Annotated in this window: 28 protein-coding genes; 25 read left to right on the plus strand and 3 right to left on the minus strand. The window is 44.3% G+C overall.

The window, feature by feature from the left end; translation table 11 throughout:
• Positions 1-14: 14 nt before the first annotated feature.
• The 3 genes from NIT79A3_RS01730 to rsgA are packed head-to-tail and all read left to right on the plus strand — an operon-like array spanning position 15 to position 2535.
• Positions 15-1271 (plus strand): M48 family metallopeptidase, encoded by a 1257-nt coding sequence (locus NIT79A3_RS01730; RefSeq protein WP_013964541.1) that lies wholly within the window; start codon positions 15-17, stop codon positions 1269-1271.
• Positions 1268-1609 carry a 4a-hydroxytetrahydrobiopterin dehydratase gene (locus tag NIT79A3_RS01735; RefSeq protein WP_013964542.1) on the plus strand — a complete coding sequence of 114 codons (342 nt, stop codon included), beginning with the start codon at positions 1268-1270 and terminating at the stop codon, positions 1607-1609. Before NIT79A3_RS01730 ends, NIT79A3_RS01735 begins: the two co-directional genes overlap by 4 nt.
• The gene (rsgA, locus tag NIT79A3_RS01740) at positions 1606-2535 is read left to right on the plus strand and encodes a ribosome small subunit-dependent GTPase A (RefSeq protein ID WP_013964543.1); all 930 of its coding nucleotides are present in this window, start codon (positions 1606-1608) and stop codon (positions 2533-2535) included. Before NIT79A3_RS01735 ends, rsgA begins: the two co-directional genes overlap by 4 nt.
• A gap of 51 nt (positions 2536-2586) precedes the next feature.
• Here rsgA and NIT79A3_RS01745 read toward each other — a convergent pair whose 3' ends face one another.
• Positions 2587-2961: a dihydroneopterin aldolase gene (locus NIT79A3_RS01745; protein WP_013964544.1), complete on the minus strand. Its 375-nt coding sequence runs from the start codon at positions 2959-2961 to the stop codon at positions 2587-2589.
• 106 nt (positions 2962-3067) lie between these two features.
• Between NIT79A3_RS01745 and plsY the strand changes: the two genes are divergently transcribed.
• Positions 3068-3682 (plus strand): glycerol-3-phosphate 1-O-acyltransferase PlsY, encoded by a 615-nt coding sequence (plsY, locus tag NIT79A3_RS01750; protein ID WP_013964545.1) that lies wholly within the window; start codon positions 3068-3070, stop codon positions 3680-3682.
• Here plsY and tsaD read toward each other — a convergent pair whose 3' ends face one another.
• Positions 3683-4714 (minus strand): tRNA (adenosine(37)-N6)-threonylcarbamoyltransferase complex transferase subunit TsaD, encoded by a 1032-nt coding sequence (gene tsaD, locus NIT79A3_RS01755; RefSeq protein WP_013964546.1) that lies wholly within the window; start codon positions 4712-4714, stop codon positions 3683-3685.
• 242 nt (positions 4715-4956) lie between these two features.
• Here tsaD and NIT79A3_RS01760 point away from each other — a divergent pair, with 242 nt between their 5' ends.
• Together NIT79A3_RS01760 and NIT79A3_RS01765 are read left to right on the plus strand one after the other, a co-directional pair.
• A complete protein-coding gene (locus tag NIT79A3_RS01760; protein ID WP_013964547.1) occupies positions 4957-5145 on the plus strand; it encodes a DUF3460 family protein in 189 nt (62 codons plus the stop codon).
• A gap of 62 nt (positions 5146-5207) precedes the next feature.
• On the plus strand, positions 5208-5708 hold the full coding sequence (locus NIT79A3_RS01765) for a hypothetical protein (RefSeq protein ID WP_013964548.1): 501 nt from the start codon (positions 5208-5210) through the stop codon (positions 5706-5708).
• Between the two features lie 10 nt (positions 5709-5718).
• Here the strand turns inward: NIT79A3_RS01765 and NIT79A3_RS01770 are convergent, their stop codons facing one another.
• Entirely contained in the window at positions 5719-6555 is an 837-nt protein-coding gene (locus NIT79A3_RS01770) for an SDR family oxidoreductase (RefSeq protein WP_013964549.1), read from the minus strand.
• A gap of 139 nt (positions 6556-6694) precedes the next feature.
• Here NIT79A3_RS01770 and NIT79A3_RS01775 point away from each other — a divergent pair, with 139 nt between their 5' ends.
• The 19 genes from NIT79A3_RS01775 to ruvB all read left to right on the plus strand — a co-directional run bounded on the left by NIT79A3_RS01775 (position 6695) and on the right by ruvB (position 23194).
• Complete coding sequence (locus NIT79A3_RS01775) at positions 6695-7060, plus strand: DUF6164 family protein (RefSeq protein WP_013964550.1); 366 nt, start codon at positions 6695-6697, stop codon at positions 7058-7060.
• Positions 7061-7154: 94 nt separating this feature from the next.
• The gene (locus NIT79A3_RS01780; protein WP_013964551.1) at positions 7155-7676 is read left to right on the plus strand and encodes a cytochrome P460 family protein; all 522 of its coding nucleotides are present in this window, start codon (positions 7155-7157) and stop codon (positions 7674-7676) included.
• Positions 7677-8012: 336 nt separating this feature from the next.
• The gene (locus NIT79A3_RS01785; RefSeq protein WP_041360061.1) at positions 8013-8324 is read left to right on the plus strand and encodes an Hpt domain-containing protein; all 312 of its coding nucleotides are present in this window, start codon (positions 8013-8015) and stop codon (positions 8322-8324) included.
• A gap of 64 nt (positions 8325-8388) precedes the next feature.
• Entirely contained in the window at positions 8389-9567 is a 1179-nt protein-coding gene (locus tag NIT79A3_RS01790; RefSeq protein WP_013964552.1) for an acetyl-CoA C-acyltransferase family protein, read from the plus strand.
• A gap of 152 nt (positions 9568-9719) precedes the next feature.
• Positions 9720-10094 (plus strand): ATP synthase subunit I, encoded by a 375-nt coding sequence (locus NIT79A3_RS01795; protein WP_013964553.1) that lies wholly within the window; start codon positions 9720-9722, stop codon positions 10092-10094.
• 29 nt (positions 10095-10123) lie between these two features.
• Entirely contained in the window at positions 10124-10933 is an 810-nt protein-coding gene (gene atpB / locus NIT79A3_RS01800) for a F0F1 ATP synthase subunit A (RefSeq protein ID WP_013964554.1), read from the plus strand.
• 56 nt (positions 10934-10989) lie between these two features.
• Positions 10990-11262: a F0F1 ATP synthase subunit C gene (gene atpE / locus NIT79A3_RS01805; RefSeq protein ID WP_013964555.1), complete on the plus strand. Its 273-nt coding sequence runs from the start codon at positions 10990-10992 to the stop codon at positions 11260-11262.
• A 40-nt stretch (positions 11263-11302) separates the two neighbouring features.
• Positions 11303-11776 carry a F0F1 ATP synthase subunit B gene (locus NIT79A3_RS01810; RefSeq protein WP_013964556.1) on the plus strand — a complete coding sequence of 158 codons (474 nt, stop codon included), beginning with the start codon at positions 11303-11305 and terminating at the stop codon, positions 11774-11776.
• Positions 11776-12312: a F0F1 ATP synthase subunit delta gene (locus NIT79A3_RS01815; protein WP_013964557.1), complete on the plus strand. Its 537-nt coding sequence runs from the start codon at positions 11776-11778 to the stop codon at positions 12310-12312. Before NIT79A3_RS01810 ends, NIT79A3_RS01815 begins: the two co-directional genes overlap by 1 nt.
• A gap of 12 nt (positions 12313-12324) precedes the next feature.
• Positions 12325-13866: a F0F1 ATP synthase subunit alpha gene (atpA, locus tag NIT79A3_RS01820; RefSeq protein ID WP_013964558.1), complete on the plus strand. Its 1542-nt coding sequence runs from the start codon at positions 12325-12327 to the stop codon at positions 13864-13866.
• Between the two features lie 3 nt (positions 13867-13869).
• Entirely contained in the window at positions 13870-14754 is an 885-nt protein-coding gene (atpG, locus tag NIT79A3_RS01825) for a F0F1 ATP synthase subunit gamma (RefSeq protein ID WP_013964559.1), read from the plus strand.
• Positions 14755-14785: 31 nt separating this feature from the next.
• Positions 14786-16165, plus strand: a complete 1380-nt coding sequence (gene atpD / locus NIT79A3_RS01830; protein WP_013964560.1) for a F0F1 ATP synthase subunit beta — start codon at positions 14786-14788, stop codon at positions 16163-16165.
• A gap of 17 nt (positions 16166-16182) precedes the next feature.
• Complete coding sequence (locus NIT79A3_RS01835; protein ID WP_013964561.1) at positions 16183-16605, plus strand: F0F1 ATP synthase subunit epsilon; 423 nt, start codon at positions 16183-16185, stop codon at positions 16603-16605.
• Positions 16606-16838: 233 nt separating this feature from the next.
• Positions 16839-18212, plus strand: coding sequence for a bifunctional UDP-N-acetylglucosamine diphosphorylase/glucosamine-1-phosphate N-acetyltransferase GlmU (gene glmU, locus NIT79A3_RS01840; protein ID WP_013964562.1), 1374 nt, complete (start codon positions 16839-16841; stop codon positions 18210-18212).
• A 60-nt stretch (positions 18213-18272) separates the two neighbouring features.
• The gene (gene glmS / locus NIT79A3_RS01845; protein ID WP_013964563.1) at positions 18273-20129 is read left to right on the plus strand and encodes a glutamine--fructose-6-phosphate transaminase (isomerizing); all 1857 of its coding nucleotides are present in this window, start codon (positions 18273-18275) and stop codon (positions 20127-20129) included.
• A 143-nt stretch (positions 20130-20272) separates the two neighbouring features.
• Positions 20273-20998 (plus strand): YebC/PmpR family DNA-binding transcriptional regulator, encoded by a 726-nt coding sequence (locus NIT79A3_RS01850; RefSeq protein ID WP_013964564.1) that lies wholly within the window; start codon positions 20273-20275, stop codon positions 20996-20998.
• A gap of 23 nt (positions 20999-21021) precedes the next feature.
• Entirely contained in the window at positions 21022-21540 is a 519-nt protein-coding gene (gene ruvC, locus NIT79A3_RS01855; RefSeq protein ID WP_041360463.1) for a crossover junction endodeoxyribonuclease RuvC, read from the plus strand.
• Positions 21537-22121 (plus strand): Holliday junction branch migration protein RuvA, encoded by a 585-nt coding sequence (gene ruvA / locus NIT79A3_RS01860; RefSeq protein ID WP_013964566.1) that lies wholly within the window; start codon positions 21537-21539, stop codon positions 22119-22121. Before ruvC ends, ruvA begins: the two co-directional genes overlap by 4 nt.
• A gap of 26 nt (positions 22122-22147) precedes the next feature.
• Positions 22148-23194 carry a Holliday junction branch migration DNA helicase RuvB gene (gene ruvB / locus NIT79A3_RS01865; RefSeq protein WP_013964567.1) on the plus strand — a complete coding sequence of 349 codons (1047 nt, stop codon included), beginning with the start codon at positions 22148-22150 and terminating at the stop codon, positions 23192-23194.
• The last annotated feature ends 3 nt before the right edge of the window (positions 23195-23197 follow it).

A 23197-nucleotide genomic window follows, 5' to 3' on the forward strand; every position in this document is an offset into this window, starting at 1 on the left:
TAAAACTAATTATTATGCAAACATTTACATTGGTTTTTCTTATCGCATTAGTACTTACAACAGCAACTCAAATCTGGCTGGCCGCGAGGCATACTCGCTATGTGCGCGCGCATCAGGATAAAGTGCCGGAAGAATTCGCCAGTCAGGTCAGTTTAAGTGATCACCAGAAGGCTGCGGATTACACCTGTGCCAAAACACGTACAGGATATCCGAGCATACTGCTGCATGTCGTGCTGTTGCTTGTTTTCACGTTGGGTGGGGGGCTGAACGCCTTAAGTAATTTCTGGGCAGGCTGGCTGAGCGATCCTCTGCCGCATGGTATGGCACTGATTATCAGTACCTTCTGTATGATGAGTGCTGCTGAACTTCCGTTGAGCTACTACCGTACTTTTGTAATCGAAGAGCAATACGGTTTCAATAAAATGACTCCGGCCATGTTTTTTACCGATCTGATCAAGCAAACTGCGTTAGGATTATTGCTGGGTGCGCCTTTGTTATTTTGTGTGCTGTGGCTGATGGAAAAAATGGGGGAAAGTTGGTGGTTATATGCCTGGTTTGGTTGGATTGCTTTCAATTTATTCATCCTGGCAATTTTCCCCACCTGGATTGCGCCGCTGTTCAATAAATTTACTCCATTGGAAGATACCACGCTTAAGACGCGAATCGAGCAACTGATGAGCAAATGCGGTTTCAAAGCCAGCGGCCTTTTTGTCATGGATGGCTCGCGCCGGAGTAATCATGGCAATGCGTATTTCACTGGATTTGGCAAAACCAAACGCATCGTGTTTTTCGATACCCTGCTGGCGCGTCTCAATCCGGGTGAAATTGAAGCGGTACTGGCGCATGAATTGGGGCATTTTAAACATCGCCATGTGATTAAGCGTATCGTGATTTCATTTGCGATGAGTCTGGCTTTTCTCTGGCTACTGGGGTATTTGATGGAGCAGAGCTGGTTTTATGAGGGGTTGGGTGTGCAGGTTGCTAACGTGCCGTCAACCGCCATGGCTTTGCTGCTGTTTTTCCTAGTGATGCCGGTATTCACCTTCTTGCTGCAACCAATATCGAGCATTTATTCACGCAAACATGAGTTTGAAGCGGATGCCTATGCTGCACAAAATTCATCGGCGAATGATCTGATTCATGCGCTGGTTAAGCTATATCAGGACAATGCTGCGACACTCACACCGGATCCTTTGCATTCCGCCTTTTATGACTCGCATCCACCGGCATCGATCCGTGTAGCGCATCTGCAAAGTCAGGGACAATCATGAATAATACCGTATGTGATTTAACTTCCAAGCAATGCAAACCATGCGAAGGCGGCGTACCGCCGCTATCTGCTGCTGAGATTTCCTCCTTTTTACAGCAAATTGACGGGTGGCAATTACTGGATAAACAAATCAGCAAAACCTATGCATTCAAGAATTACTATCAAACGATGGCTTTTGTGAATGCGGTCGCGTGGGTTTCCCACCGGGAAGATCATCATCCGGATATGATGATCGGCTATAATCAATGCATAGTCACCTATACAACGCATGCGATTGGCGGTTTATCTGAAAATGATTTTATCTGTGCAGCCAAAATCGACAAGCTGTTTACAATTTGAGTATCCACCGGAAAAACGCAAAGAATAGCGTTGGGTACTTAATCGGACAGATTGTTGCCGCATATGGCAGGCACTTCTCCGTTGAAACGGAAAAAGGTGAAATCGTATCGTGTGTCATGCGTGGCAAGAAAGGCGGCGTGGCTTGCGGCGATCGGGTTGAATTACAGCTTACCACCTCCGGACAAGGTGTCATCGAAGCGATAAAGCCGCGTAAATCGCTGTTATACCGCAGTGACAGCTTCAAGGAAAAAATCATCGCTGCCAACGTAACGCAAATTATCATAGTCGTTGCAGCAGTTCCCAGCTTTAGTGAGGAATTAATCAATCGCTGCTTAGTAGCCGTTGAAAGTGAAAATATCGAAGTATTGATTGTACTGAATAAAGCCGATCTCGCAGAACCCACTCGAGCGGCAATGGACATCCTTTCGTTGTACAGAGAACTCGGCTATCCCGTGCTACAGCTAAGCGCTCTCAAAGATATTTCGGCGCTCCGCCCTTATTTGCAAGGCCATCTTAGCGTTCTGGCCGGTCAATCAGGCATGGGCAAATCAACTTTGCTCAATGAGCTGATCCCGCAAGCCAAGCGCGCCACCGCGGAAATCTCGGTAGCACTAGATTCCGGCTGCCACACAACCACCCATTCACAGCTTTACCATGTGGATGCAAACAGCGATATCATCGATTCTCCCGGAATCCAGGAATATGGCTTAAATCATATTAAAGATGAGAATCTGGCGTGGGGTTTCATCGAGTTTCACTCTTATATCGGACAATGTAAGTTCAGTAATTGCCGCCATACCCGTGAACCTGGCTGCGCCGTGATGCTGGCCGTACAAGCAGGAAAAATTCATCGTAAGCGCCTGGATTTTTATCATCGGCTGTTGCGGCAGGATAATCTAAGTTGTAGTAGTTCTGACTTGATCTGACAGCACATCATGTGCCGCACATCAATAGTTAAAACCATTTGATGGCCGAATCTATAAATTGGAGTATTGCGTTTTTACTGAGCTTCTTTCAATGCAAACTCCAAGCTTCTTTACCCCCCGTATAATTCCAAGTTTTGCAACGCTGACTTTAATCCAGGGTGAGTGAAATTCTATCAGAATGGTTTGTGCGATATGCTCGGCCAGGGCTTCCAGTAAAGAAAATTGCTTATTTGCCAAAATCTCGTTAATTCTTCCGATGATCAACGCATAATCCAAGGCATCTTCGATATTGTCTGTCTGGCATGCGAGGCTGGTGGGGAGTGCGATTTCCAGGTCTAACTGGATAGTTTGCGGAACTTTGCGCTCCCAGGGATAAATTCCGATCAAGGTTTTTGCTTTAAAGTCGTGTAGAAAAATAATATCCATCGGTGATTAAGCGCTAAAATGTATGGGTTGTCCTGAGGAAGGTCGGGAGTTGCTGGTGTGAACGATACAGGATTCTATTCTATTTTGTCCGGGTGGTGCTAATCTGATGACGTTATTGCTTTTTGCTTTGCTGGCTTATTTGCTGGGGTCGGTTTCCTTTGCCGTGGTGTCCAGTTGGATTTTCAAATTACCCGATCCGCGTACCTACGGTTCCAAGAATCCCGGAGCCACCAATGTTTTGCGCAGCGGCAAGAAAGCTGCGGCGGTTTTGACGTTATTGGGTGATGCCGGGAAAGGCTGGCTTGCGGTGGCTTTGGCGCAACATTATGCCCCGTTCTGGGATCTTGGGAATGAAGGGGTTGCTGTAGCCGCATTGGCAGTATTTCTTGGCCATGTTTTCCCGGTGTTTTTGCGTTTTCAAGGCGGTAAAGGCGTGGCGACGGCGGTGGGCGTGCTGCTGGGCCTAAATCTATGGGTCGGTTTGATGGCGATCGCGACTTGGTTGCTGGCTGCAATGATCTGGCGCATATCATCCTTGTCTGCTTTGATTGCGGCCGGGCTTGCGCCGATTTATGCCGTGAGCATGCTGGGATTTGAAGCAAGTACGCTGGCAGTATTGCTCATGTCGTTTGTGCTGATATGGCGCCATCAATCGAATATTATTAATTTGATCGCGGGCAAGGAAGGGCGCATTGGCGAGAAAAAATCTCCCAGTTCCTGATCAGTCATCTGGCTCATCAAGCATTTCCAGATTCCAGCGCGCATTGACGGTAAAACTGCGTGCCGGTTGCCAGGTTTTATCAGGCGAAGCTTGCAATCGCATTGCGCCAGCAAAAGCAATCATGGCACCATTGTCGGTGCAAAATTCAAGTTCAGGATAAAAGACGGCCGCTCCTTTTGCAGATGCTTTACTGCTGAGATTCTGACGTAATTGATCGTTGGCGCCCACACCTCCGGCGACAACCAATTGCGAAAGACCGGTTCGGGATAAAGCGGTCAGTGATTTTTCTGTTAATACTTCCACAATCGCTTCTTGAAAAGCCAAAGCAATGTCTGAACTGGTTTGTTGCGTGATTTCCTGTTTGTTGATCAGGGTGAGCACCGCAGTTTTTAACCCGCTAAAACTGAAATTAAGATCTCCGCTATTGAGCATCGGCCGCGGAAGCTTGAATCGGCCTGCCTGGCCTTGCCGGGCCAGTTTTGATAAGGCAGCTCCGCCCGGATAACCCAATCCGAGTAATTTTGCAGTTTTGTCAAAAGCTTCACCCGCTGCATCATCAACCGTTTCACCCAACAATTTATAGTGTCCGACTGCGTCAACTTGCATTAATTGCGTATGACCTCCCGATACCAGCAGCGCGATAAACGGAAAGCTCGGTGCCGGTGTGGATAATAGCGGCGATAACAGATGTCCTTCCAGATGGTGGATGCCCAGGGCAGGAATTTTTAGTGCAAAACTCAGTGCAGCACCAATACTGGCGCCGACTAAAAGCGCGCCAGCCAGACCAGGCCCTTGGGTATAGGCGATAGCATTGATCTCGTGCAATTCACACTTGGCTGCAAGCAACGTTTGTTTGACTAGGGGCAGTACACGCCGGATATGATCGCGCGATGCAAGCTCAGGCACCACACCGCCATATTCACTGTGCATTTCTATTTGGGAATAGAGCGTATGGCTCAGTAGACCGCGTTTTGTGTCGAAGAGCGCGATTCCGGTTTCATCGCAAGAAGTTTCAATGCCTAGAACTAGCATCGGAGAAAATGCCGGAATGGCTTGGTGTTTTCCAATCCGGTAATAAATTTGCGAGAAGCTTGTTGAAGAAAACTATTCAAGTTGGATCTATTCTGGGCGGTTATAAAATGATTCGCTGTTATTCTAACATTGCTGCACTCAATCAGATTGATTACAGGATGAATTGAAAAACCTGAGCTGTATAGAAAATCAGGTCTGTGCTAAAGTTCGGTTTTCGGCATTAAAGCATAGGGAGTGGAAGTATGGATTATAGTTATGAATCTGAGCACACAAAATTTATGCGTGAATTTCTGGAAAAGAATCCGCATATGCAAGAAAAGCGACTGGCCGCAAGAAGTATGTGGTGGGATAAAAATCAGAATAGAGAAGAAAACAAGGAATTTAAAGAATCGTCAGTTCCCATGAAGCCCTATGTTTATTTCAATGGATAGCATTTTGTAAAGATCAGATTGCTCCTGCGGGGTTGCTCTGATTTCTTTCAGGAGTGTTTGTTATGAAGATATTGATTGTGTTGTTAGCCGTATTCTTCATGGCGGCATGTGCAAATTTATCCGGCTCAAAAGAAAAAGCTCAGCTTTTTGAAGAAAAGTTTGTGGGTGAGCATTCCTTTCTTGCGAGTTGTGTGGCTAATAAACTGCAATCCGATGGCAGGTCATTTATGCGTGCTCTGCAAATCAGAAACCGGCAATATCCAGACATGCAAGCATCGGAGATTCATGCGTACGATACAAGGTATCTGCATAACGCTTATTCGACTTACGCGCCATCGAATCCCGATGCGATTCTCATCTATGGCAATCCGGCCCCGGAAATCTTATCAGCCGCGCAACGCAGTGAAAATGACAAATCTGTTTATGCATTTGCCCTGTTGCTACAAAAAATTGATGACACAACGGTCAACGCGTCCCTGAAAGGGGATTCATTCATGGGTAATATCGCTTGGAAAATCCTGCAAGCGTGTGTAACTTCAGCAGCCAAGACCTTGGTTCCGTAACCAGAACCTGTCAGTTGTTATTCCCGGATTTGGCCAGCAGCACATCCAATGTACGTGCGCTTAAAATGCGCTTGAGAATGCCAAACAGATAAGTGGGGAATGTCACATAATAGCGTGGCTGTGGTTTGGCAGCTTCCAATGCGTGGATTACCCGCTTGAGTACAGCTTCGGGCGGTAGTGTGAAGGGAACGGCCGGTCCAGGCTTGTTCAGGCGCGCTAACACACCTTGGTATTTTCTACGGTGAAAGCTGTTTTCAATGTCGATATATTTTTCCAGCGCCTTGACAGCATTCATGCGAAACTGACTGACGATCGGTCCCGGCTCAATCAGACTGACGTAAATGTTAGTGCCTCGTAGCTCTAGCCGTAGCGTATCACTGAGTCCCTCAATGGCATATTTGGAAGCATTGTAGGCACCCCGGAAAGGCAGAGAAACAAAACCTAGTACCGAACTGTTTTGGATAATTCTTCCGTAACCTTGACGTCGCATGACTGGTATCGCAAGATTGGTGAGTTCCTGCCAGCCAAAGACATTGGTTTCGAATTGTGCACGCAGGGCATCGCGATTCAAGTCTTCCACGGCACCCGGCAAGCCGTATGCGCCATTATTAAATAAGGCATACAGTTCACCATTTGTACGGCGCATGACTTCTTCAAAAGCAAAGTGAATCGAGTTTGAATCGGTTAAATCCAGACGGAAGCTTTCCAAACCTTCAGCCAGCAGCATTTCAACGCTTGCCCGTTTTCTGGCTGTGGCAAACACACGATAGCCGCGTTCGTGCAATGCTTTGGCCACACAGTAGCCGATCCCGCTTGAACATCCTGTAATAAGTATGGTTTTTTTCATGTGCTCAGATTAACCTGTGAATGTGTAATTTATGTACCGGCTATTGTTCATAACTTGACAACAGATTCGATGCAAAGATAGCATCAATTAGCGATACAAACCTTTCGATAGTAGAAAATAACATAAGAAAAGACCGTTTATGGCAAAAATTTTATTCCGCCTTAATGGCGTATCCGATGATGAAACGAATGAGGTGCGCGAATTGTTAACCAACAATGCGATTGATTTTTATGAAACATCACCGGGTAACTGGGGTGTATCGATGCCGGCAATATGGCTCAGCAATGACGATCAATTTGAGAAGGCGAAAGCATTACTGAATGCATATCAAAATGAACGAACGGTCAGAATGCGGGAAGAGTATGCCCGCTTAAAACGGGAAGGAAAGAATAAAACCTTCGTAGACGCGGTTTTGCAAAATCCTGTGCGTTTTACGATCAATTTGGCACTTGCGTTGCTGGTCATTTATTTGTCTTTCATGCTGGTCCTTGATCTTGCAAAATAATAGACTGAAAATATCAACCCGGTCATCAATATTCGTCGAATGCGGTATGATAGTAGTCCAAACCCAGAAACATCATTCTAAGAAGGAGAAGAATATGAAGTTTACCTTGAAAGCAGCTGCCGCAATACTTGTCATAGCTCCGCTTTGCGCCAATGCAGGTGGAGATCCTGAACATGTTAAATTTCCAGAAGGTTATGAAAAAACCTTTACAAAATATGCAACCATGAATCGTGCGAATCAGACACAGGTTGCCAAGTTGTATGCCAACGAAGTTGCGATTTCCAGCTATACACAAGGAAAAATGAGCGCTTCCGGTGCTGTCATGATTATGGAAATATATACGCCAAAGAAAGATGCGGATGGCAAGCCTATTGCAGGCAGTGACGGTATCTTTGAGATTGATTCGCTGGCAGCAGTTGCTGTGATGGAGAAGAGAAATAACTGGGATGCCGCATTTCCAAAGGAAAATCGTACCGGTGACTGGGGATTCGCCGTTTACAATCCGGACGGCACTGCGAAAAGTAATGATCTGAATTGCGTACAATGCCATACACCGCTCCAAGCACAGGATTATTTGTTTACTTATCAGAAATTGGTTGATTTTGTGAAGAAATAATAAATCTCCAGCAAATTGAGAAGATGATGTTGCCGTCCCGGATTGTCTTCTCAATAATACGCATTGTGTTTTTGTTGTGCTAATGCGGCAAACGGTAACCAGCAGATCGGGGGAGAGCTTTTTGGGCTCGTAATGCTAGATGGATTCATGTCAACGTAGGTATAGTTTGAGATTAGCTTTTTACAAATCAATATGCTGAATCCACTTTGACCAATGCTGGTCGGGCAAACTGTGTCGAAGAATATCAAATTCTAAACCAGCACGCATTCTGATAAAGAAAATATCAAAATAAATAATCCTGTTCTCAATCTAGACAAGCTCACAGTATTACGCCAATTGGATCCAGAGGGCGGGGCCGGGTTTTTAAAAAGACTGGTCGCAATCTATCTGTCGTCTGCGCCAGAATCCTTGACTCAAATTGAAAATGCTATAAGAACTGTAGATCGGCACGCCTTAGTTAAGGTAGCGCACGCTTTCAAATCGAGTGCAGCGAATGTCGGCGCGGAAACACTTGCCGATATTTGCCGCCAGTTGGAAGCATATGGAGAGAATGATCAAATGGATGAGGCCACGAAGTTGTTGGCGAGTTTGCAGCACGAGCTTGGTTGTGTAAAGGTCGCGCTGGAAGAGTTACTGTTAAGGCCATAATTTACAGGAACTCTGCTGTTCTTATGTGAGATGGCTCTATTTGTCGCAATAAAAAGGAAAATACATGAGGGATGTTGTCATTCTGAGTGGCGTGCGCACGGCCATCGGTGATTACGGCGGCGCACTTAAAAATGCTGCTCCTGCAGATTTGGCGTCAAAGGTCGTGCAGGAAGCAGTATTACGCGCCGGAATTGATCCAGATGCTGTTGGGCACCTGGTTTTTGGCAATGTAATACACGGAGAATCTCGCGATATGTATTTAGCGCGCGTTGCTTGTATTAATGGCGGCTTAGCGCAACACACTTCAGCGCTGACAGTGAACCGGCTGTGTGGGAGCGGTCTACAAGCCATCATCTCGGCAAGTCAAAATATTCTGCTAAATGACACCGATGTGGCAGTTGCCGGTGGCGCTGAATCCATGAGTCGAGGAGGATATTTGTTACCTGCCTTGCGGTGGGGGCAACGCATGAATGATGGTGGTACCGTAGATATGATGATCGGGGCATTGACCGATCCATTCGATAACGTGCATATGGGCATTACTGCCGAGAATATTGCCGCTAAATGGCAAATCAGCCGTGAAGTACAAGATACATTTGCGGCAGAAAGTCATCGGCGTGCCCTACATGCGATAAGGAATGGTTATTTTAAAGAGCAAATATTGCCTATTGAAATAACGACACATAAAGAAAAAATCCGTTTTGATACGGACGAGCATCCCCGTGAAAACACAAGTATGGAGACTCTGTCAAAGCTTCGTCCTGTTTTTCAAGAAGATGGCACGGTAACGGCAGGCAATGCCTCCGGTATTAATGATAGTGCCGCCGCAGTGGTGCTCATGGAAAGTAAAGCAGCGCAGAGATGCGACTTGAAACCGTTGGCGCGACTGGTTTCTTATGGTCATGCCGGTGTTGATCCAAAATTTATGGGCATCGGGCCGGTGCCGGCTGTTCAGAAAGCTTTGCGGCGTGCAAATCTTAAAATAGCAGATATTGATGTCATTGAATCCAACGAGGCCTTTGCTGTGCAAGCTTGTGCTGTAGCAAAAGAACTGCAATTTGATCCAGAAAAAACCAATCCGAATGGTGGTGCTGTCGCATTGGGTCATCCCATCGGTGCAACTGGCAGTATCTTGACGATTAAGGCTATTTATGAATTGCACCGATGCGGCGGGAGATATGCATTGGTGACCATGTGCATCGGTGGCGGCCAGGGGATTGCTGCAATATTAGAAAGGCTATAGAGCTTGCTTAACACCGCAGATAGGTTTCTTTTGCAGCCTGTTCATAGATTGGTGAATCAGAATTTTACATTGACTGTGTGGAGTGATTCAGCTACAATTACGCCTTTTTTAAGTGTAAGCAACGCTGTCTGTTCCAAGGGTGGGTGAAAAGCATGTCTTGGATAAAAAATAGACCGCTCAATATTGTTCTGCGTTTGCAATTGCTAATCACCTTGATAGTGGCGGTTGTAATTTGGTTTGTCCTGGGTTTTCATGGTGCTGTATCAGCGATGCTTGGCGGGGCGGTGAGTGTAATATCCTCGGCAGCATACGCGATGATAGTATCCAGGCACAAAGGATATACTGCTGAAGGGACTGTCAGAACCGCATTAAGGGCTGAAGCAATAAAAATAATATTGACTGTAAGCTTGTTATGGATGGTGTTTAAAAATTATGAGGATGTAAATGCATTCGCATTTATTGGAACATTTATCCTGATTGTTTTGGTCTATAGCATGGCGTTATTGGTATCAGACGATACAAAATAAGATAAATTTAATGGTAGAGCAGGCAGCGCATGGCATCAGATACAGAACTTACTCCAACATCATACATTGATCATCATTTAACTAATTTAACAACACAAGTCGGCGAAGGCTCATTTTGGGTTTTGCATGTTGATACCCTGGTTACATCTTTAATTCTTGGGGTTATTAGTTTTGGATTTATTTGGTTAGTTGTGCGTAAAGCAACGCCTGGTGTGCCATCTAAACGTCAAGCATTTGTCGAGCTTGCGGTTGAGTTCATTGACAATGAAGTTAAAAATACATTTCATGGTAACCGGCATATATTTGTCGCGCCCACAGCATTAACGATATTTGTGTGGGTTTTGATGATGAACGCTATGGATATTCTGCCAATAGACATTATGGCCTGGGTCTATGAGCATGCGTTCGGTTTGCATAATTGGCGGACAGTGCCGACGACTGATGTGAATACAACATTTGCATTGGCTCTCTCAATCTGGTTCTTGATGCTTTACTTTAATGTGAAGATCAAGGGGTGGGGGGGATGGATGCACGAGCTATTTTGTACACCGTTTGGGAAAAATCCGCTGCTTTGGATACTGAATCTGTTGTTTAATTTCATAGAGTATGTGTCTAAACCCCTGTCTCACTCGTTGCGTCTATTTGGGAATATCTATGCGGGAGAAATAATTTTCTTGCTGTTGGGCATGTGGGCGGCAACAGGAGTTTCTGGTGCAATTTTTGGTGCAATTCTAGGAGCGGGTTGGGCGATTTTTCATATTTTGATTGTTACCTTACAAGCTTTTATTTTCATGATGCTAACTGTGGTTTATATATCAATGGCGCATGAATCACATTAATTTTAGAAGCTTTATTTTTTGTGGCATATTTTTAATCTTATCAAAAGGAATCTAAAATGGAGAATTTGCAGTATTTGGCAATGATTCAGGCATATACCGGAATAGGTATTGGTTTGATGATCGGACTTGGCGCAGCAGGTGCCTGTATCGGTGTGGGTGTAATGTGTAGCCGTTTTCTTGAAGGTGCGGCGCGTCAGCCAGAAATGATACCTACTTTACAAGGTAAGGTATTTCTTTTGCTCGGCTTAACTGATGCTTCCTTTATTATTGCTGTTGGTTTGGCAATGTTGTTTGCATTTGGTAATCCGTTGCTGGCAGTTATTAAATAATAATGTTATTGCTGGATAGATCAGATATTACAGGCTTGTCATGAATATTAACTTTACTTTAATTTCTCAGGCGATAGCCTTTTCAATATTTATTTGGTTCACTGTTAAATTTGTGTGGCCGCCGTTATTGCGTGCAATTGAGGAGCGTCAAAAAACTATAGCTGATGGATTGGCGGCAGGTGAACGCGGTCGTCATGAATTAGAGTTGGCAAGTCAACGCTCTTCTGATGTATTGAAAGAAGCTAAGCAGCGTGCTTCGGAAATAATTTTGCAAGCCGAAAAGCGGGCTACAGAAATTGTTGAGGAATCTAAAAGAACAGCGAAAGAAGAGGGCGATCGCATAATTGCTGGCGCAAAGGCGGATATAGAACATGAAGTGTTCAGTGCAAAAGAAATGTTGCGTCAACATGTTGCTGAATTAGCTGTTGCTGGCGCTGAAAAAATACTGCGTCGTGAAGTGGATGCGAAAGCACATGCCGATATGCTTGCTTCTATTGAGGAAGACTTGAAATAATGGCTGAAGCGATTACAGTTGCAAGGCCTTATGCAGAAGCGGTGTATAAGTTGGCGATTGCTAATGATAGTTTGGCTCAATGGTCAAAAATGTTACAGCTTGCAGCAGCGATTGCTGAGGATGCACAGATGAAGCTACTCATAGGTAATCCTGTGATTTCTGCAAAGCAGCTCGGTGAATTATTTTTGGAGATTGGGCGGAATAAATTCAATACAGAGGCTCGTAATCTGATGATGTTGCTGACAGAAAATAAGCGGGTAACTGTGCTATCTCAGATTAGTCAATTATTTGAACAATTAAAAGCGCAGCACGAAGGTGTGCTGGAAGCAAGAATTGTGAGTGCGTTTGCAATGGAAAGTAAGCAACTGAAGAAACTGATTGATGATCTTGAACAAAAATTTAAGCGCAAGATAGAGGCACAAGTAAGTGTTGATCCGGAATTAATAGGTGGAATTAAAGTTGAAATTGGTGATGAGATTCTTGATGCCTCAGTTCGCGGTAAACTTGAAGCCATGGCCGTTGCCCTTAAAAGCTAGGAGTTAAATGAAATGCAGTTAAATCCATCCGAAATCAGTGAGCTGATTAAAAAAAGGATTGAAGGACTTGTAGATACAGCAGAAGTCCGTACGCAAGGAACTATTGTTTCTGTAACGGACGGCATTGTACGTATTCACGGTTTGTCAGATGTAATGCAAGGTGAAATGTTGGAATTTCCCGGTAATACCTTTGGCTTGGCACTGAATCTTGAACGAGACTCAGTGGGCGCTGTTATTATGGGTGCATATGAGCACATCTGTGAAGGCGATACGGTTAAATGTACTGGACGTATTCTAGAAGTGCCCGTTGGTGAAGGCTTGTTGGGCAGAGTTGTAAATGCTTTGGGGCAGCCTATAGATGGAAAAGGGCCAATTACAGCAGTAAGGTCTGAGCCTATAGAAAAAATAGCACCGGGTGTGATTTGGCGCCAGTCAGTAGATCAACCAGTGCAAACAGGTTTAAAATCAGTAGACTCGATGGTTCCGGTTGGGCGTGGGCAGCGTGAATTGATCATCGGCGATCGACAAACAGGGAAAACTGCAGTAGCCATAGATGCGATCATTAATCAGAAAGGTCAAAACATGTTCTGTATTTATGTTGCGATCGGACAAAAGGCTTCTTCGATTGCAAACGTGGTACGTAAACTGGAAGAACATGGCGCAATGGAATATACCATTGTGGTGGCAGCAACCGCATCAGAATCTGCAGCAATGCAATTTATTGCACCTTATTCTGGATGTACTATGGGTGAGTATTTTCGGGATAAAGGTCAAGATGCGTTGATTGTTTATGATGACTTAACTAAGCAAGCATGGGCATATAGACAAATCTCTTTGTTATTAAGACGTCCGCCAGGTCGCGAAGCTTATCCGGGCGATGTGTTTTATCTTCATTCTCGTTTGCTGGAAAGAGCAGCAAGAGTCAGCGTGGCATACGTCGAAAAGGCTACTGCAGGCGCAGTAAAAGGTAAGACTGGATCACTGACTGCCCTGCCAATCATTGAAACACAAGCCGGCGATGTGACAGCTTTCGTGCCAACCAATGTGATTTCGATTACAGATGGACAGATATTTTTGGAAACAGACTTGTTTAATGCTGGTATTCGTCCAGCAATTAACGCAGGTGTGTCAGTTTCACGCGTTGGCGGCGCAGCACAAACTAAGGTTATTAAGAAATTAGGTGGTGGTATACGCCTGGCATTGGCGCAATATCGTGAATTGGCTGCATTTGCCCAGTTTGCATCTGATTTGGATGAAGCGACACGTAAGCAGCTTGAACGTGGAAAAATGGCAACTGAATTGATGAAACAATCGCAGTATGCAACACTTAGTGTGTCTGAGATGGCGCTTACTTTGTTTGCTATTAATAATGGTTATTTTGATGATGTTGAAGTGAAGCGGGCATTGGCATTTGAATCTGCGCTGAAGAGTTATATACGTAATCAGCATGGAGCAATTCTCGACAAGATTGAAAAAACTAAAGAGTTAGATGCGGAGACTGAAAAGGAATTGATTTCTGCAATCAAAGAATTCAAGCTAAACGGAACATATTAAATTATGGCTGGCAGCAGAGAAGTACGAAATAAGATAAAGAGCGTAAAGAATACGCAAAAGATAACGCGTGCCATGGAAATGGTGGCGGCTTCTAAAATGCGTAAAGCGCAAGATCGTATGAAAAAAGCACGGCCTTATGGTGAAAAAATACGTAATGTCGCAGCACATATGAGTCGGGCAAATACAGAGTATCGGCATCCTTTTCTGATTGAACGAGACACTGTTAAACGCATTGGCATTATTATCGTGACTTCAGATAAAGGGCTTTGTGGAGGTTTGAACACCAATGTTTTGCGTAAAGCTATTAATCAAATGAAGGCTTGGCAGGCAGATGGCGAACAAATTGAGGTTTGTTGCATTGGCAATAAAGGTCTGGGTTTCATGAGTCGGATCGGTGCAAATGTCACGTCGCAAGTTACAGGGCTTGGCGATACACCTGATATGGGAAAACTCATAGGCGCAGTTAAAGTGGTATTGGATGGATATACACAGGACCGATTTGATCGAGTGTATGTCTTTTATAATCGCTTTATCAATACAATGAAGCAAGAGCCTGTAATGGAGCAGTTGCTTCCATTGACAGATGAACGTATGCAGAAAGAAGAACAAGCTAGCGATAAACCGAAGGCTACATGGGATTATATCTATGAGCCAGAAGCAAAGCCTGTTATAGACGATATTATGGTACGTTATGTCGAAGCGTTGATATATCAGGCCGTCACTGAGAATATGGCATCAGAACAGTCCGCAAGGATGGTGGCGATGAAGGCTGCATCTGATAACGCAGGAAGTGTCATTGATGAGTTAACATTGATTTACAACAAATCTCGACAAGCAGCGATTACCAAGGAATTGTCGGAAATTGTCGGTGGCGCGGCGGCTGTTTAAAACATTTTTAGTATTTAGTTAGGGAACAACGATGAGTCAAGGAAAAATTGTTCAGTGTATTGGTGCGGTGATTGATGTGGAATTTTCACGTGAGTCCATTCCAAAAGTATATGATGCGTTAATAATGGAAGGTTCTGAGCTTACGCTGGAGGTGCAGCAACAGCTGGGAGATGGAGTAGTGCGCACAATTGCACTGGGATCTTCTGATGGGTTGCGCCGCGGAATGATGGTTAAAAATACTGGCAAACAGATTACTGTACCAGTAGGAACCAAAACATTGGGACGTATTATGGATGTTCTAGGCCGCCCTATAGATGAAATGGGTGAAATTGGTGCAGAACAAAATATGTCTATCCACCGGGAAGCACCTGCATTTGATGAATTGTCAGCATCTACCGAATTACTCGAAACTGGCATTAAAGTGATTGATTTGATTTGCCCGTTTGCAAAAGGAGGAAAAGTCGGATTGTTTGGTGGTGCTGGTGTCGGTAAAACCGTTAATATGATGGAGTTGATCCGTAATATTGCGATTGAGCACAGTGGATATTCTGTTTTTGCAGGTGTGGGTGAGCGTACTCGTGAGGGTAACGACTTTTATCACGAAATGAAAGAATCCAAAGTTCTTGATAAGGTAGCTTTAGTTTATGGGCAAATGAATGAACCTCCTGGAAATCGTTTGCGCGTAGCACTGACGGGCTTGACAATGGCAGAATCATTCCGCGATGAAGGCCGTGATGTTCTATTCTTTGTCGACAATATTTATCGGTATACATTGGCAGGGACTGAAGTATCAGCGCTGTTGGGACGTATGCCATCAGCTGTGGGTTATCAACCGACACTGGCTGAAGAAATGGGACGTTTGCAAGAGCGTATTACATCGACTAAAACTGGTTCGATCACCTCAATACAAGCTGTTTATGTGCCAGCTGATGACTTAACTGATCCATCTCCAGCTACAACTTTTGGTCACTTGGATGCAACTGTGGTATTGTCTCGAGATATTGCTTCGCTAGGTATTTATCCGGCTGTGGATCCGCTTGATTCAACTTCACGTCAACTTGATCCACAAGTTGTAGGTGAAGAGCACTATAATACTGCGCGCGCTGTTCAACAAACATTGCAGCGCTATAAAGAGTTGAGAGACATCATTGCCATTTTAGGTATGGATGAATTGTCACCTGAAGATAAACTGGCTGTCAGTCGTGCAAGAAAGATTCAACGCTTCTTATCACAACCATTTAACGTAGCTGAAGTCTTTACCGGATCTCCGGGAAAATATGTATCGCTCAAAGATACAATCAAAGGTTTCAAAGGTATTGTTGAAGGCGAATATGATGAACTACCAGAGCAGGCGTTTTATATGGTAGGCAGCATCGAAGAAGCCGTTGAGAAAGCTAAGACCCTTCAATAAATTGAGAGAAATTATCAATGGGCACCATTTTTCATCTTGATATCGTTAGTGCTGAAGAATCTATTTATTCTGGCCCAGTAGAGTTTTTAGTTGCACCAGCACAAATGGGTGAAGTAGGTATTTATCCGCGCCATACTCCGATGTTGACAAGAATCAAGTCTGGCATGGTGCGTATCAAAGCACAGTTAAAAGAAGAAGAACTTATATATGTTTCTGGAGGCATGCTAGAAGTTCAGCCCGATAGTGTTACCATACTAGCAGATACTGCAGTGCGCAGTCATGATCTTGATGAAGCCAAAGCTATAGAAGCAAAACGAGCAGCGGAAGAGGCCATGAAGAATAAAGAATCTGAAATGGATTATACAAAAGCACAGGCCGAATTAATTGAAGCCATGGCGCAATTGGCTGCAATTGATAAGCTAAGAAAGCGCGGACACTAGTTAAGGCAATAAAAGCAAAAAAGGCGACATATGTCGCCTTTTTTGTATCTGCGGTTTGCTAAATACTTTCAAACAAGTTTCTCAAGGTTGCCGCATAAATGCTAAAGTATTTAGCAATATAAATCCACTCGGGACAACTACAAAATTTATTCAATACAAATGAAAAGTTGAAATACTCATCAGTACTGATGCGCTCGATTGATAACACATGAAAATTAAGGAAGTTTAATATTGTGACAAAGCTAAATGTTGTGATACTGGCAGCAGGTGAGGGAAAACGTATGCGCTCCTCTCTTCCGAAAGTATTGCATACCTTGGCAGGCCGTTCTTTGCTAATGCATGTGACTAAAACTGCCAGACTGTTATCACCAGAGAAAATCTGCATTGTCATCGGCCATGGGGTTGAAAAGGTTAAACAATCAATCAAAGGGAATGATTTAACTTGGGTTCTCCAGGAGCAGCAATTGGGTACAGGGCATGCATTAATGCAAACACTGCCGCATCTTGAAAGAGATGGCTTGACACTGGTGCTATATGGTGATGTTCCATTAATCAGGATTCATACTTTACAAAAATTAATAGCTAAAGCAGAAGAAAAACACTGTGTGCTGTTAACTGCTGTGATCGAAAATCCTTTAGGCTATGGCAGAATTGTGCGTGATACTGAAACAGGAGCAATTAAGGCTATTATTGAGCAAAAAGACACCTCTGCTGAGCAACAGGAGATCCATGAAATTAATACTGGAATAATGCTGATACCCAATGAGTATTTACATGACTGGCTGCCAAAAATTAAAAATAAAAATATGCAAAATGAATATTATCTGACCGATATAATTGCTTTGTTGGTTAAACAAGATATTCAGGTTGCATCATCACAAGCCGCAAATCTATGGGAAGTAATGGGCATTAATAACAAGTCGCAACTTGCAGCGCTTGAACGAATTTATCAAAGGGATTGCGCTGACAAGCTCTTGCACCAGGGAGTCAGTTTGATGGATCCGTCGCGAATTGATATACGGGGAGAACTTATCTGCGGATCTGATGTTGAAATTGATATTGACTGTATTTTTGAAGGGAACGTCAAGCTTGATGATTTTGTTCAAATCGGTGCGCACTGCATATTAAAGAATGTAAAAGTTGCAGCAGACACCACGATACTGCCGTATAGCCTAATTGAAAATACAGAGATAGGTGAGAATTGCAAGATTGGACCATATGCACGGATTCGACCCGGAACCAAACTATCAAACAAGGTGCATATTGGTAATTTTGTCGAAGTGAAAAATAGTCAGATCGCTTCAGGAAGTAAAGCAAATCATTTAAGCTATATTGGTGATTCTATTGTAGGGAAGAATGTCAATATCGGCGCCGGAACAATTACTTGTAATTATGATGGTGCAAACAAACATCAAACCATCATAGAGGATGATGTATTTATCGGATCAGATACGCAGCTAATTGCACCAGTCACAATTTCTAAAGGTTCAACAATTGGGGCTGGATCGACTATCACTAGGGAAACGCCGGAAGGCCAGCTTACTTTATCCAGATCAAAACAAGTGAGCATTGCTGGATGGAAGCGTCCGCAGAAGCCAAAAGTATAAAATGGAATTTTGTTTCAGTAGATTCTGATATATCAGGTTTAGTTGCAAGGAGAATACACAATGTGTGGAATTGTTGGTGCAGTAGCCAATGTTAATATCGTTCCAATGTTGCTGGAAGGATTGCTACGTTTAGAGTACCGAGGATATGACTCTGCCGGACTGGTGGTAACGTGTAATGGACTGCAAAGATTACGCACTACAGACCGCGTAACTGAATTACAGAAACTTGCGATTAAGCAGAAAACACAAGGACTCGCGGGCATTGCACATACACGCTGGGCGACGCATGGAGCTCCGTCAGAACGTAATGCGCATCCCCATTTCTCCGGGACTGTAGGCACAGATACTAGAATTGCTATCGTGCATAATGGAATAATTGAAAACCATGAAATAATGCGCAAGCGCTTACAGGCGGAAGGATTTGAATTTATATCGGATACCGATACCGAAGTTATTGCACATCTCATCGCATTTAATCTTAAACGGACCTTTGATTTATTAAAAGCTGTTTGCGAGTCTATTGCTGAATTACAAGGCGCTTACGCAATTGCTGTGATGGAAGAAGCCCGGCCTGAAAAGCTTGTTGTTGCACGTAACGGAGCGCCATTATTGCTGGGTTTGGGTGAGGGCGGGAATTATGCGGCTTCTGATGCATCCGCATTATTAAAAGCAACCAAAAATATGATTTACCTGGAAGAAGGCGATGTCGCTGAACTGACAAGCAACGGTTATCGCATTGTCAATTGTCTTAATGGCAGTTTAGCACAAGAAGTCGAACGTACAGTTCACGAAAGTAGCCTGGCGAGTGAAGCAATAGAAATGGGACCGTATGCTCATTTCATGCAGAAGGAAATATTTGAACAGCCGAGTGCTGTGGCAAATACGTTGGAAATGGTATTCAGTGCTCAGTCTATTTCACCCAATTTATTTGGTAGTGAAGCTGAGAATATATTTAATAAAACTAGCAGTATTCTGATACTGGCCTGCGGAACCAGCTTTCATGCAGGCTTGGTTGCTCGTTACTGGCTGGAAACTGTTGCCGGTTTGCCATGTAACGTTGAAATAGCGAGCGAATATCGTTATCGCGATCCCATAGCAGATCCAACTACTTTAGTTGTCGGCATTTCCCAATCGGGAGAAACCGCAGATACTCTGGCGGCAATGAGCTATGCGAAGAAATTAGGTCATCAATACAGTCTTGCTATTTGCAACGTGCCGGAAAGTGCTCTGATACGGCAAACTGATCTGCGTTTCCTCACCCGGGCAGGTCCAGAAATTGGTGTGGCTTCGACCAAAGCGTTTACTACGCAGTTAGCATCACTTTTACTGCTAACGGTGACACTGGCGAAGATGCGACATAAGTTATCTAATGAAGATGAACAACGGATGATTATGGCGCTACGTCATTTGCCGGTAGCCTTGCAGCATGCCCTACAAGTCGAGCCGCAAGTGAAGATTTGGGCTAAAAGCTTTGCACAAAAGCGCCATGCATTATTTCTTGGACGTGGCGTTCATTATCCTGTAGCCATGGAAGGTGCACTTAAGCTCAAGGAGATTTCTTATATACATGCCGAAGCCTATGCAGCTGGAGAATTAAAACATGGTCCATTAGCTTTAGTGGATAGCGAAATGCCAGTTGTTGCAATTGCTCCCAATGATCAGCTGTTAGGGAAACTAAAATCGAACCTGCAAGAAGTGCATGCTCGAGGTGGCGAACTCTATGTGTTCGCGGATGCAGATTCCCAGATAGCGCAAAGCGAGAATCTGCATGTGATCCGACTAGCAGAGCATGCGGGTCTACTCAGTCCAATTCTTCATACAATACCGCTTCAGCTATTGGCTTATCATGTTGCCTTGGAAAAAGGTACAGATGTTGATAAGCCAAGGAATCTAGCAAAAGCAGTGACGGTGGAATAAGTGCAATAAGATAATTAAATGTATTTAAAATTGTTTGTATGTTATACAAAATGAATAACTGTTTTATGTGACTAGAGTTCATTACTTTATCCATAAGCTATGGAGTGGTAACATAAATCTACTTTCGTAAAGGACACAGATAAATGGCAGGTCATAGCAAATGGGCTAATATCAAACATAAAAAAGCCGCACAGGATGCGAAACGCGGTAAGGTATTTACACGGCTTATTAAGGAAGTAACTGTGGCTGCTCGTATGGGTGGCGGAGATCCGGATAGTAATCCGCGCTTACGCTTGGCGGTGGATAAGGCATACGATCAGAATATGCCGAAGGACAACGTGGAGCGTGCGATTAAGCGTGGCAGTGGCACCCTGGATGGTGCTGATTATGAAGAAATTCGTTATGAGGGCTATGGCATAGCGGGTGCTGCTGTGATGGTCGATTGTATGACAGATAACCGTGTTCGCACTGTAGCGGATGTACGCCATGCTTTTACAAAGTATGGCGGTAATCTAGGTACGGACGGTTCTGTCAGTTTCTTATTCAAACACTGCGGTCAATTAGTTTTTGCACCAGGAACTAATGAGGATAAGCTCATTGAAGTTGCCTTGGAGGGCGGAGCTGAAGATGTGATCAGCAATGAGGATGGTAGTATCGAAGTGATTACTGATCCCTATGAATTTATAAACGTTAAGGAAGCATTGGAGAAAGCAGGGTTTAAGGCTGAGCTGGCGGAAGTGACCATGAAGCCAAGTAATGAAGCTGTACTAAGCGGTGATGATGCTGTAAAAATGCAGAAATTACTGGACGCCTTGGAAAATCTTGATGATGTGCAGAATGTATACACCACAGCAATCCTTGATGAATAAAAGCCATATTGGCAGGTGATGAAATCCGTATACTTGGCATAGATCCTGGTTTACGTATTACCGGTTTTGGCGTGATCGATAAATATGGGAGTAATTTAACCTATGTCAGCAGCGGCAATGTCAAAACATTTGAAGGTGAGTTACCTTCCCGCCTCAAATTGATTCTAAATAATTTAAATGAGGTCATTACGCAATACCAACCCGAACATGTTGCCATAGAGCAAGTTTTCGTCAATATCAATCCTCGATCAACATTATTACTAGGTCAGGCACGTGGCGCGGCTATCTGCGCAGCTGTGATGAATGATCTGGTCGTGGCTGAATATACTGCGTTGCAAATAAAACAAGCAGTGGTGGGTAATGGTCATGCAAAAAAAGATCAAGTGCAGGAAATGGTCGTGCGATTACTTAATCTGACCGGTAGCCCAAGCGCTGATGCGGCAGATGCATTGGCTTGTGCGATATGTCATGCCCATGGTGGAATGGGGTTGGGAAAGATTGCAACAGCAGGCTATCGCATGAAACGTGGGCGCTTAGTATGATCGGGCGATTAACAGGTATCTTGCTCGAAAAACATCCTCCGCAGGTGTTGTTGGATGTACAGGGGGTTGGTTATGAAATAGATGTGCCGATGAGTACTTTTTATGATCTTCCAATGACCGGTATGCAGACGACATTGTATACGCATCTTGTGATACGTGAAGATGTGCATCTCTTGTTTGGTTTCGCAACGGAATCGGAGCGTCAGACTTTTCGCCAGCTGATAAAGATTTCAGGGGTAGGCGCAAGAACTGCGTTGGCACTTTTATCAGGTTTGAGTGTGCCTGATCTGTACCGAGCTGTGGGAGACCAAGATAGTACACGACTCATTCGAGTGCCCGGTATCGGGAAAAAGACAGCTGAGCGCTTGTTGCTGGAGTTGCGGGATAAGCTGGATACTGAGGGTATCAATTTAGACCAAAGCTCAGCTACTCCTAATAATGGTAGTGACATACTCAATGCCTTGTTATCATTAGGTTATAATGATCGGGAAGCCGATTGGGCCATTAAGCAAATCGCATCAAATGCAAACGTTTCCGATGGAATACGGCAGGCGTTGCAACTATTATCTAAGGAAAAGTAGCGAGAATACTACTTGAGCTATTGTGAATGATTGAAACAGATCGACTTGTTGCCGCAGCGCCTGAATCATCCCAGGAAGAAATTCTGGAGCGTGCGCTACGCCCAAAACAACTGGAAGAATACGTCGGTCAGGAAAAGATTCGCGGGCAACTGCAGATATTCATAGAGGCGGCAAGAAATCGTAATGAAGCGCTTGATCATGTTTTGTTATTTGGTCCACCGGGTCTAGGTAAAACTACGCTTGCACATATTATTGCCAGAGAAATGGGCGTTAATTTGCGCCAAACATCCGGTCCAGTTTTAGAACGGCCGGGAGATTTGGCAGCTTTGCTGACAAACTTGGAACCTAACGATGTTTTATTTATTGATGAAATTCATCGACTATCCCCGGTGGTCGAAGAGATTCTGTATCCTGCGCTGGAAGATTACCAGCTGGATATTATGATTGGTGAAGGGCCAGCTGCACGTTCTGTAAAACTGGATTTGCCCGCATTTACTCTGGTCGGGGCTACGACCCGCGCCGGTATGCTTACTAATCCGTTGCGTGATCGTTTTGGCATTGTTTCGCGTTTGGAATTTTACACGCCGCAAGAATTAAGCAAAATTGTCATACGATCAGCTAGGTTATTAAAAGTAGAAATATCACCCGATGGTGCATTTGAGATTGCGCGCCGTTCGCGCGGAACTCCACGGATTGTTAATCGACTGCTGCGTCGTGTGCGTGATTTTGCCGAAGTTAAAGCCGATGGACATGTAACTCATGCAGTAGCAGACGCGGCCTTAAGCATGTTGGATGTGGATGCAATCGGTTTGGATGTCATGGATCGAAAGTTGTTGTTGGCAGTAATAGAAAAATTTAGTGGGGGGCCTGTTGGTGTTGATAATCTCGCTGCGGCAATTAGTGAAGAGCGTGACACAATTGAGGATGTGCTAGAACCTTATTTGATTCAACAAGGATTTCTGAAACGTACACCGAGAGGTCGTGTGGCAACGACAGCGACTTATCAACATTTTGGTATTACTTTGCCGAGAAACGGGCTAAGCGGCGAATTGTGGGAAGAGAATAACTTATAATCA

The sequence above is a fragment of the Nitrosomonas sp. Is79A3 genome (genome assembly GCF_000219585.1).
In the GTDB taxonomy this organism is placed as follows: Bacteria; Pseudomonadota; Gammaproteobacteria; order Burkholderiales; family Nitrosomonadaceae; genus Nitrosomonas.